The following is a 9680-nucleotide window of genomic DNA, read 5'->3' as shown; positions in this document are numbered from 1 at the left end:
AAATCGGCCCGATCGCCTCGCCGGACGTGATCCAGTGGGCGCCGGGGCTGCCGAAAACCCGCTCGGGCAAGATCATGCGGCGCATCCTGCGCAAGATCGCCACGGGGGAATACGATGCGCTGGGGGATATCTCGACCCTGGCTGACCCTGGGGTGGTGCAGCATTTGATCGACACCCACAAGGCGATGAGCCTGGCTTCGGCCTGAGGTACTTGGGGCTGCGTTGCAGCCCAATCGCCGGCAAGCCGGCTCCCACAGGGATCGGGCAGCCACTGTGGGAGCCGGCTTGCCGGCGATGGGGCGCACCACCTACCCCACGGCGTACTCAGCGCGGCAACGGATACAGCGCCTCATCGAACTGCTCCAGGCGCGGGAAGCTCATCGGCAGGTCATCCGACAACTGCTCCAGCCGCTGCTGGTAACCGCGCAGGAAATCCTTGCGCGCCTCGTCGCTGATGTACGGCACATGCCACGCCACGAACGGCTCCAGCACCTCGAAGCCGACATACGCCAGGGTGCCGCGCAGGAGCGGCCGCAGCATGTCCTCCAGCGGCCCATGGATCGCCCCCTCACCAAACATGTGCTCGCGCCCGCCAAGGGTCACGGTCACCAGCGCCCGCTTGCCGGCCAGCCCGCCCTGGTCGTAGAAGCGCTTGCCGCCATAGCACACCCCCGACACCAGCACCCGGTCGATCCAGCCCTTGAGCATCGCCGGCGCCGAGAACCAGAAGATCGGGAAGTTCAGCACCAGCAGGTCGGCCCACAGCAGCTTGTCCAGCTCCTGCTGGATATCTGGCGCGATGGAGCCGCTCTTGACCCCCAGCCGCTGCTCCAGCGCGTACACCAGGTAGTCCGGGTTTTCCCGGTGGCTGAAGTCAGCGGCACTGGCCACCGGGTTCCAGCCCATGGCGTAGAGGTCGCTGACCTGCACCTCGTGGCCCTGGGCACGGAAGGTTTCCACCGCCTGGTCACGCAGCGCGGCAGTGAACGACTGGGGCTCGGGGTGAGCGTGGACGATCAAGACTTTCATGGGCAATCCTCAAACTGTTGCCAAGGGGGAAGTGGGGTTGCGCGCCGCCAGCAGGCGGTCGAGCCAGTCGGGGTCCATCTCCGGCTCGCAGGAGAACAGCAACCCGGTGTAGTCACGGAACGGCGGCTGGAAGATCGCCTCGCGGCTGCCGTGGTCGACCACCCGCCCGCGCTGCATCACCAGCACCTCGTCGGCGATGGCGCGCACGGTGGCCACGTCATGGGTGATGAACAGGTACGCCACGCCCAGCTCGCGCTGGATGCGGTCGAGCAGTTTCAGCACGCCCTCGGCCACCAGCTGGTCGAGCGCCGAGGTCACCTCGTCGCAGATGATCAGTTGCGGCTCGGCCGCCAGCGCGCGGGCGATGCACACCCGCTGCTTCTGCCCGCCGGACAGCTCGCGGGGCAGGCGGTCCAGGTACTTGGCCGGCTCCAGGTCGATCATCCGCAAAAGCTCGGCAACCCGCTCGCGCAACGCCTTGCCCTTGAGGTCCAGGTAGAAGCTCAACGGCCGGCCAATGATGTCGACGATGCGCTGGCGTGGGTTGAGCGCCGTGTCAGGGATCTGGTAGATCATCTGGATGCGCCGCAGCTGCTCCTTGCTGCGCTGGCGATAGTCCGCCGGCAGCGCCTGGCCGTCATACAGCACCTGGCCCGAGGTGGGCTGCAGCAGGCCGCTGATCAGCCGCGCCGTGGTGCTCTTGCCACTGCCCGACTCGCCGATCACCGCCAGGGTCTGGCCGCGATAGAGTTTCAGCGACACCTCGTGCAGCACCGGCTGATGGCCATAGCTGGCGTCGACCTTGCGCACCTCGAGCAAGGGCTTTTCGTCGCGCGGGCAGGCCTTGGCCGAGGTGTGGAAGTTGCGCACCGCCCACAGCGACTGGGTGTAGGCCTGCTGCGGCGCGCTGAGCATGGTGCGGGTCTGCGCCTCCTCCACCAGGCTGCCGTGGCGCAGCACCATGATGCGGTCGGCCATCTGCGCCACCACCGCCAGGTCGTGGCTGATGTACAGCGCGGCGCTGCCGAAGGTTTTCACCGCATCGCGGATCGCCGCCAGCACTTCGATCTGGGTGGTGACGTCGAGCGCCGTGGTGGGTTCGTCGAAGACGATCAGGTCCGGGTGGCAGGCCATGGCCATGGCAGTCATCACCCGCTGCAACTGGCCGCCGGAGAGCTGGTGCGGGTAGCGCTGGCCGATGTGCTCAGGGTCCGGCAGGCGCAGGATGCGGTACAGCTCCACGGCCTCGGCTTCGGCCTTGGCGCGGTCGATACCCCCGTTGATCACGGCGGTTTCCACGTGCTGGTCGATCAGCCGGTGCGCCGGGTTGAACGAAGCGGCGGCGCTCTGTGCGACATAGGCGATGCGCAGGCCGCGCAGCTTGCGCAGGGTTTCGGCGCTGGCCTGGAGCAGCTCGATGCCATCGAACCGCACGCTACCGCCGGTGATGCGGCAGCCATCGCGCACATACCCCATGGAGGCCAGGCCCAAGGTCGACTTGCCGGCCCCGGACTCGCCGATCAGCCCCAGCACTTCGCCGCGCTTCAAGGTCAGGTCGATGCCCTTGATCAGCGGGTGCCAGGCGTTCTCGTAGTGGCCTTCGATGCGCAGGTCGCTTATTTGCAGCAAGGTATCGTTGCTCATGCTCAGCACTCCTTCAGGCCACTGGACAGGTGCAGCACCCAATCGACGACGAAGTTCACGCTCACCGTGATCAACGCCACCGCCAGGGCCGGAAGCAGCGGGCTGATGTCACCGAAGGTGATCAGCACCGCGTTGTCGCGCACCATGCTGCCCCAGTCGGCGGTCGGCGGCTGGATGCCAAGGCCGAGGAACGACAAGGCGCTGATGAACAGGAAGACGAAGCAGAAACGCAGGCCGAACTCGGCGATCAGCGGCGCCGCGGCGTTGGGCAGCACCTCGCGGGTGACCAGCCACCACAGCCCTTCCCCGCGCAACCGCGCCGCCTCGACGAAATCCTGCACCACCACATTCATCGCCACCGCCCGCGACAGGCGGAACACCCGCGTGGCATCGAGCAGCGCGATCACCAGCACCAGCGAGGTGGCGGTGGTGCCGACCACGCTGAGGATCAGCAAGGCGAAGATCAGTTGCGGGATGGCCATCAGGATGTCGACCACGCGCGACAGCCCCTGGTCGATCCAGCCGCCCTTGATCGCCGCCACCAGCCCGCACAGGCCGCCCAGCAGGAACGCAAGGCTGGTGGTCAGGAAGGCGATGCCCAGGGTGTTGCGGGCGCCGTACAGCAGGCGGCTGAACATGTCGCGGCCAAGGTTGTCGGTGCCCAGCAGAAATTGCGGGCCCCAGGGCGCGAAGCCCTCGCCGACCACCTGGGTTTCGCCGTAAGGCGCCAGCAGCGGCGCGAACAGCGCCACCACGATGTAGGCAACGATCACCAGCAGGCCGAACTTGGCGCTCAAGGGTGCGCGCAGCAGAGGTGTGATCAGGCTCATGGACTACCCCTTCGGATGCATCAGGCGTGGGTTGCTGGCGATCGACAGCACGTCGGCGCCGGTGTTGAGCAGGATGTAGGTGCCGGCGAAGATCAGGCTGCAGGCCTGCACCACCGGGATGTCGCGCTTGGCCACCGAGTCCACCAGCAACTGGCCCAGGCCCGGGTAGACGAACACCACCTCCACCACCACCACGCCCACCACCAGGTACGCCAGGTTCAGCGCCACCACGTTGACGATCGGCGCCAGCGCATTGGGCAAGGCGTGCTTGAAGATGATCCGCGCCGGCGACACGCCCTTGAGCCGGGCCATCTCGATGTAGGGGCTGGCCAGCAGGTTGATCAGCGAGGCGCGGGTCATGCGCATCATCTGCGCGATCACCACCAGGCTCAGGGTCGCCACCGGCAGCACCGACACCTGCAGCACCTCGCCAAGCGAGGCATCCGGCGCCAGGCTGGAGATACCCGGCAGCCATTCGAGCTTCACCGCGAACACCAGGATCAGGATGTAGGCGACGAAGAACTCGGGGAACGACACCGCGCTCAGCGCCCCGGTATTGAGCAGCCGGTCGAACCAGCTGTTGCGGTACAACGCCGCGAGCATGCCCAGCAGCAACGCCGTCGGCACCGAGAACAGCGCCGCCAGCAGGGCCAGGCTGAAGGTGTTGCCCAGGCGCGTGCCGACCAGTTCGGCGATCGGCCGCTGGTTGGCCAGCGACACGCCCAGGTCACCGTGCAGCAGGCGCCAGGCCCAGTTGACGAAGCGCTGCAGCGCCGGCAGGTCGAGCCCAAGCTGGGCGCGGAAAGCCGCCACCGTTTCCGGGGTGGCCGACTGGCCGAGCATGGCCTGGGCGATGTCGCCCGGCAGCATGCCGACGGCCAGGAAGATCACCACCGAGACCGCAAACAGCGACAACAGGCCCAGGGCCAGGCGCTGCACAAGCAGTTTGCCAAGATTGTTCACCGTACAACTCCTTCACTGGATGCAGGGTTCAGCCTTGCGAAACGCGACCGGTTCAGGCCTGCCACCAACGCTCGATCACCCGCAGCCCATCCAGCTCGCCATAGGGCGCGGTCAGCGGGCCATGGGCCACGCGGCTGGAGCGGGCAGCGACGGAGCTGGCGAACAGCGGCACGATCGCCCCGCCGTCGTCGCGGCACAGCGCCTGCATCTCGTTGTACATCTCGCGGCGCAGCGGCTCGTTCATCTCGCCGCGGGCGGCGTTGAGCAGCTGGTTGAAGCGCGGGTTGTCCCAGTGCGTCTCGTTCCACGCCGCGCCCTTGGCGTAGCCGATGCTGAACATGCGGTCGGCGGTGAGGCTGGAGTACCAGAACGAGGTGGTGAAGGTCTGTTTCATCCACACGTTGGAGAAGAAGCCGTCGGCCGGCTCGCGCACCACGTCGATGTCGATGCCGGCCTGGCGCGCCTGCTCCTTGAACAGCACCGAGGCGTCCACCGCGCCGCTGTAGGCGGCGTCGGAGGCCTGCAGGCGCACCTTGAGGCTGTCCATGCCGGCCTGGCGCAGGTAGAAGCGGGCCTTGTCCGGGTCGTAGACGCGCTGCTCCAGGGCCGGGTTGATGAAGCGGTTGGCCGGCTGCAGCGGGTGGTCGTTGCCGACCTGGCCATAACCGTAGAGCACCGAGGCCAGCAAGGTTTCGCGGTTGACCGCGTGCTTGAGCGCCATGCGCACGTTGTTGTCGCGAAACTGCTGGCTGTCGCAGAGCATCGGGAAGGTGTAGTGCTGGGCGCCCTTGGTTTCCTCGATCACAAGCTTGGGGTTGCGCTTGAGCAGGGCCACGGTCTTGAGGTCGACCTTGTTGATCACATCGACCTTGCCGGTGACCAGGGCGTTGACCCGCGCCGCGCCGTCGGCGATGGCGATCAGCTCGGCGCTGGCGAAATGCGCCCTGCCCGGCTTCCAGTAGTCGGGGCTGCGCTCAAGGTCCATGCGCACGCCCGGCTCGAAGCCCTTGATGCGGTAGCCGCCGGTGCCGACGCCGGCCTGCCAGTCGGCCAGGCCGTCCTTGGCGGGCATGATCACCAGGTGGTAGTCGGCGACCACGTAGGCAAAGTCCGCGTTGCCCGAATGCAGCTCGAACACCACGGTGTCGGGGGCGCTGGCCGACACCTTGGCGACATCGCCGAGCACGGTCTTGGCTGCGGAGGTGGAGTTGTCGCCCAGGTGGTGCTGGATCGAGGCGACCACATCGTCGGCGACAAGGGTCTTGCCGTTGTGGAAGGTCACGCCCTGGCGCAGGGTGAAGGTCCAGACTTTCGCGTCCGGGCTCGACTCCCAGCGCTCGGCCAGCTCCGGGATGGCCGTGCCGTCCACGGCGATTTCGCTGAGGGTGTTGTACACCGCCGAAAAGCCGACGAAGGTGAAGGTGTCGACCCAGGAGCCTGGGTCTTTCGAGTCGGTGGTGCTGCCCCCGGCAAGGCCCAGGCGCAGGGTGCCGCCTGGTTTGGGCGTGGCCTCTTGGGCAAAGCTGTTCAATGGCAGGCCGAGGGAGAATGCCCCGGCGATGGCCGCGGCAGCGGCGCTGTACTTGAGGAAGTCCCGGCGCGGCAGGCCGCCTTCGGGAATGACGAGAGGACTCTTGTTGTTGTTATCGCTCATGGCATTTGCCCCTGTTGAACCGCAAGGAATTGTTGTTCGGTCAAAGCGGAGTGCGTAGAAGCTGTGTATAATTTGTAATTGTTACCGTAACAAATACATTAGCGGCACGACAAGCGCTTTTCCAGGGCCCGATGACGGGCTTTTCGATGCTGTAACATTGCGGTTTTCGCAGGGAGCCATTACCTCCATGAGCCAGTCGACCCGACTCATCACTGCTTCGTACATTCTCTCGTTCGTAGCCGCCAATGCGCCGCAGAAGCTGCGCACCGAGACCATCGCCAAATGGGTGAAGGTGCACCCTACCCGCGTGCGCGGGCTGGTGTCGCAGATGGTCAAGGCCAACATCCTGACCTCGTTTCGCGGCGCCCAGGGCGGCGTGACCCTGGCCCGTGCGCCGCGGGAGATCACCCTGCGCGAGGTGTATGACGCGGTGCAGGAAAGCTCGCTGATCGCCGAGAAGATCGACAACCCGTTTGCCGGGCTCGAGGATCACTGCAAGGTGTACGAGGTGTTTACTCGGCTGTTTGCCATGCTGGAGCAGAACATGCGCCTGGACCTGGGGGCGATCACGGCGGATCAGCTGTTTGTCGCCTTTGATACGCCGAAGGAATACAGCGACATTGCATGACCGTCAGTGCTCGGCAGGGAAGGGTTTGCGTCTGTGAGATCGAGCGCCGCCCGCGCGGCGCATCGCGGATAAAATCCGCTCCTACATTTGTTGCAACGTACCTATGCCTGATAGGCCATGGTTGTCAGCCCTGGTGGCACGACGGGACTTCTCGGCGGGCGCTAAAAGCGGACAACCATGGCCTGACAGACCGTGGCACGTTGCAACGAATGTAGGAGCGGATTTTATCCGCGATGCGCCGCGCGGGCGGCGCTCGATCTCAAGGGCGCAACATCCTTGTCGTCAAACACTCAATGCACCACCGTGATACTAAAACTGAACGGCCTTGGTCTCGACGAACTCGCCCAGCCCCTCCTCGCCCCACTCGCGGCCATTGCCCGATTGCTTGTACCCGCCAAACGGCGCCTGGTAGTTGAACGCCCCACCATTGACGAAGCACTGCCCCGCACGCAGCTGGCGCGCAAGCTGCAACGCCTTGTCGCGGCTACCCGCCCAGACGGCGCTGGACAGCCCGAACGGTGAATCATTGGCCAGGGCGACTGCCTCGGCTTCGTCGGCATAAGGGATCAAGCACAGCACCGGCCCGAAGATTTCCTCCTGGGCGATACGCATGCGGTTGTCGACATCGGCAAAGATCGTCGGCGGTACGTAGAACCCGCGCTCCAGGCCCGGCGCCGTCTCACCGCCACACAGCAGCCGCGCACCTTCTTCAAGGCCAATGCGGATGTAATCCTGCACCGTGCGCCGCTGCGCCGCCGAACACATCGGCCCGAGGAAACTGCGCGCATCCTGCGGGTCGCCCATCACCAGCCCACGGGCCTCGTCCACGGCAATCTCCAGCGCCTGGGCATAGCGCGACGCCGGCAACAGCATCCGGGTCAGCGCCGTGCAGGTTTGCCCCGAGTTGATCATCACGTCCTGCACGCCATAGCGCACCGCGGCTTCAAGGTCCGCATCGGCGGTGATCAGCAGCGGCGACTTGCCGCCCAGCTCCAGGCACACGCGCTTCACCGACGGCGCCGCCGCCTGCGCCACCCGCACGCCCGCAGCGGTGGAGCCGGTGAACGAGACCATGTCCACCTGCGGATGCCGGGCCAGCGCCTCGCCCACCTTCGACCCCGGCCCGCTGACCAGGTTGAACACCCCGGCCGGCATCCCGATGGCCTCGATCATCTCGGCCAGCACGAACGCATGCAGCGGGGTTTCCTGGCTCGGCTTGACCACCACCGTGCACCCGGCGGCCAAGGCCGGCGCCAGCTTGCCGATCAACTGGTGCAGCGGGTAGTTCCAGGGGTTGATGAAGGCGCACACGCCCACCGCCTCGCGGTACACCAACGAGTTGCCGACCTCGCGGACCTCATCCATCAACCCCGCCAGTTCGATGTACTGCTCAAGGCCGACGATCGGCCCGTCGACCTGCACCGGCCGGCACCACTGCACCGGCATGCCCAGTTCGCTGGTGATCACGGCGGCCATCTCGTCGGCACGGGCCTTGAGCTGTTCAACCAGGGCGCGAATGTACCCGGCGCGCACGCTGGACGGCGTGCGCGACCAGCCGGCAAAAGCCCTGCGCGCCGCCGCGACCGCGCGCTCCACATCCGCTTCGTTACCCAGCGGCACCTTGCCGGCGACCGCCTCGCTGGCCGGGTCGATCACCTCGGCCATGCCCTGCCCCGCCGGCTGCTGCCAGCGCCCATCGATGTACAGGCGGGTGTATTCACGCATGGCGCTGCGCCTCCATCAGCTCGCGGGCGCACAGGGCGATACGCCGGCAGGCTTCGCGCAGCGGCGCGGCCGCGAGCACCAGGCCCAGGCGGATATGCCCCGCCGCGCTCGGGCCGAAGGCCTCGCCGGCCAGCACCGACACGCCATGCAGGTCGAGCAGGCGGTTGCAGAAGTCCTGGGCGCTGAGCCCGGTCTCGCGAATATCGACCATCACGAACATCCCGCCATCGGGCTTGAGCGCGCGCACGCCCGGGCAATCGGCAAGGCTTGCGCACACCAGGTCGCGGCGCTGGCGGTAGGCCTCGCGCATGGCTTCGAGCTCCGGCAACGGCTGTTCCAGCGCAGCCACCGCGGCGTCCTGGATAAAGTCGGGCGAGCCGTAGAGCATGCACAGCGCCAGGTTTTCCAGGTGCCCGGCCAGAGCCGGCGAGCCGACCACCCAGCCGACCCGCCAGCCAGTCATGGCGTGCGACTTGGACAGGCTGTTGAGCGTCGCCGTGCGCTCGGCCATGCCCGGCAGGCTGGCCGGGCTGATGTGCTCGCCGTCGAACAGCAGCTCGCTGTACACCTCGTCGCTGATCAGCCACAGGTCATGGGCGATGCACAGCTCGGCCAGGGCCTCCCAGGTGCTGCGCGGCAGGCTGGCGCCGGAGGGGTTGTGCGGGCTGTTCAGCGCCAGGGCGCGGGTGCGCGGGGTGATGCGCGCGGCAACGTCTTCGGCCTGCACGCGAAAACCATGCTCCGAGCGCACCGGCACCGGCACCACCTTGGCGCCGCAGGCACCGAACACTGCCTCGTAGGTGACGTACATCGGCTCGGCGACGATCACCTCATCGCCCGGCTCCAGCACGCACTGCGCGACGCAGAACAGCGCGCACTGGGCGCCGGCCAGCACCGTCACCTGGTCGGCCGTCACCGCCTGGCCGCTGCGCTGCTGATGGCGACGGGCGATGGCCTCGCGCAGGCTGCGCTTGCCGCGCACGTCGGCGTAGTGGGTGTGGCCGGCCTGCAGGCTGTCCACCGCCGCCTGGACGATCGGCGCCGGGGTGTCGAAGTCTGGGTCGCCGACCGACAGCAACAGCACGTCGCGGCCCTGTTCGAGCATGGCCAGGGCGCGGTAGTGGATCTCCCAGGCGGCCGCGCCGTCGCCGGCGATACGTTGGGTCAAAGAAGAAAAGCGCATGGCTAGTATCCTGTTGTGCGGGAT

Annotated in this window: 8 protein-coding genes and 1 pseudogene; 2 read left to right on the top strand and 7 right to left on the bottom strand. The window is 67.0% G+C overall.

Going from position 1 to position 9680, the window contains the following annotated elements; all coding sequences use genetic code 11:
* Window positions 1-206, top strand: a pseudogene (locus L6D75_RS15400) (acetate--CoA ligase); the annotation flags it as partial.
* Window positions 207-324: 118 nt separating this feature from the next.
* On the opposite strand, the gene L6D75_RS15395 reads toward L6D75_RS15400, so the two are convergent.
* From L6D75_RS15395 to L6D75_RS15375, 5 genes are read right to left on the bottom strand one after another with little or no spacing between them, the layout of a single operon-like run.
* Window positions 325-1029 (bottom strand): NAD(P)H-dependent oxidoreductase, encoded by a 705-nt coding sequence (locus tag L6D75_RS15395; protein ID WP_176518194.1) that lies wholly within the window; start codon window positions 1027-1029, stop codon window positions 325-327.
* A gap of 9 nt (window positions 1030-1038) precedes the next feature.
* Complete coding sequence (locus tag L6D75_RS15390; RefSeq protein WP_176518193.1) at window positions 1039-2673, bottom strand: ABC transporter ATP-binding protein; 1635 nt, start codon at window positions 2671-2673, stop codon at window positions 1039-1041.
* Window positions 2674-2675: 2 nt separating this feature from the next.
* Window positions 2676-3503, bottom strand: a complete 828-nt coding sequence (locus tag L6D75_RS15385) for an ABC transporter permease (RefSeq protein ID WP_176518191.1) — start codon at window positions 3501-3503, stop codon at window positions 2676-2678.
* Window positions 3504-3506: 3 nt separating this feature from the next.
* The gene (locus tag L6D75_RS15380) at window positions 3507-4466 is read right to left on the bottom strand and encodes an ABC transporter permease (RefSeq protein ID WP_176518189.1); all 960 of its coding nucleotides are present in this window, start codon (window positions 4464-4466) and stop codon (window positions 3507-3509) included.
* A 52-nt stretch (window positions 4467-4518) separates the two neighbouring features.
* Entirely contained in the window at window positions 4519-6120 is a 1602-nt protein-coding gene (locus L6D75_RS15375) for an ABC transporter substrate-binding protein (RefSeq protein ID WP_176518187.1), read from the bottom strand.
* A 187-nt stretch (window positions 6121-6307) separates the two neighbouring features.
* Here L6D75_RS15375 and L6D75_RS15370 point away from each other — a divergent pair, with 187 nt between their 5' ends.
* Entirely contained in the window at window positions 6308-6748 is a 441-nt protein-coding gene (locus L6D75_RS15370; protein ID WP_176518186.1) for an RrF2 family transcriptional regulator, read from the top strand.
* 309 nt (window positions 6749-7057) lie between these two features.
* On the opposite strand, the gene L6D75_RS15365 is transcribed toward L6D75_RS15370, so the two are convergent.
* Together L6D75_RS15365 and L6D75_RS15360 are read right to left on the bottom strand one after the other, a co-directional pair.
* Window positions 7058-8473, bottom strand: a complete 1416-nt coding sequence (locus L6D75_RS15365; RefSeq protein WP_176517704.1) for an aldehyde dehydrogenase family protein — start codon at window positions 8471-8473, stop codon at window positions 7058-7060.
* Window positions 8466-9656, bottom strand: coding sequence for a pyridoxal phosphate-dependent aminotransferase (locus L6D75_RS15360; protein ID WP_176517703.1), 1191 nt, complete (start codon window positions 9654-9656; stop codon window positions 8466-8468). Before L6D75_RS15360 ends, L6D75_RS15365 begins: the two co-directional genes overlap by 8 nt.
* Window positions 9657-9680 lie beyond the last annotated feature (24 nt).

The sequence above is a fragment of the Pseudomonas faucium genome (assembly GCF_021602585.1).
GTDB lineage: Bacteria > Pseudomonadota > Gammaproteobacteria > Pseudomonadales > Pseudomonadaceae > Aquipseudomonas > Aquipseudomonas faucium.
The sequence above is the reverse complement of the archived record's forward strand: the minus strand, read 5'-3'. Positions and strand labels throughout refer to the sequence as shown.

Coding starts and splice junctions, on each gene's coding strand:
- L6D75_RS15375 (WP_176518187.1), bottom strand. CDS start 6,120: ATGAGCGATAACAACAACAAGAGTCCTCTCGTCATTCCCGAAGGCGGC.
- L6D75_RS15395 (WP_176518194.1), bottom strand. CDS start 1,029: ATGAAAGTCTTGATCGTCCACGCTCACCCCGAGCCCCAGTCGTTCACT.
- L6D75_RS15365 (WP_176517704.1), bottom strand. CDS start 8,473: ATGCGTGAATACACCCGCCTGTACATCGATGGGCGCTGGCAGCAGCCG.
- L6D75_RS15360 (WP_176517703.1), bottom strand. CDS start 9,656: ATGCGCTTTTCTTCTTTGACCCAACGTATCGCCGGCGACGGCGCGGCC.
- L6D75_RS15385 (WP_176518191.1), bottom strand. CDS start 3,503: ATGAGCCTGATCACACCTCTGCTGCGCGCACCCTTGAGCGCCAAGTTC.
- L6D75_RS15370 (WP_176518186.1), top strand. CDS start 6,308: ATGAGCCAGTCGACCCGACTCATCACTGCTTCGTACATTCTCTCGTTC.
- L6D75_RS15390 (WP_176518193.1), bottom strand. CDS start 2,673: ATGAGCAACGATACCTTGCTGCAAATAAGCGACCTGCGCATCGAAGGC.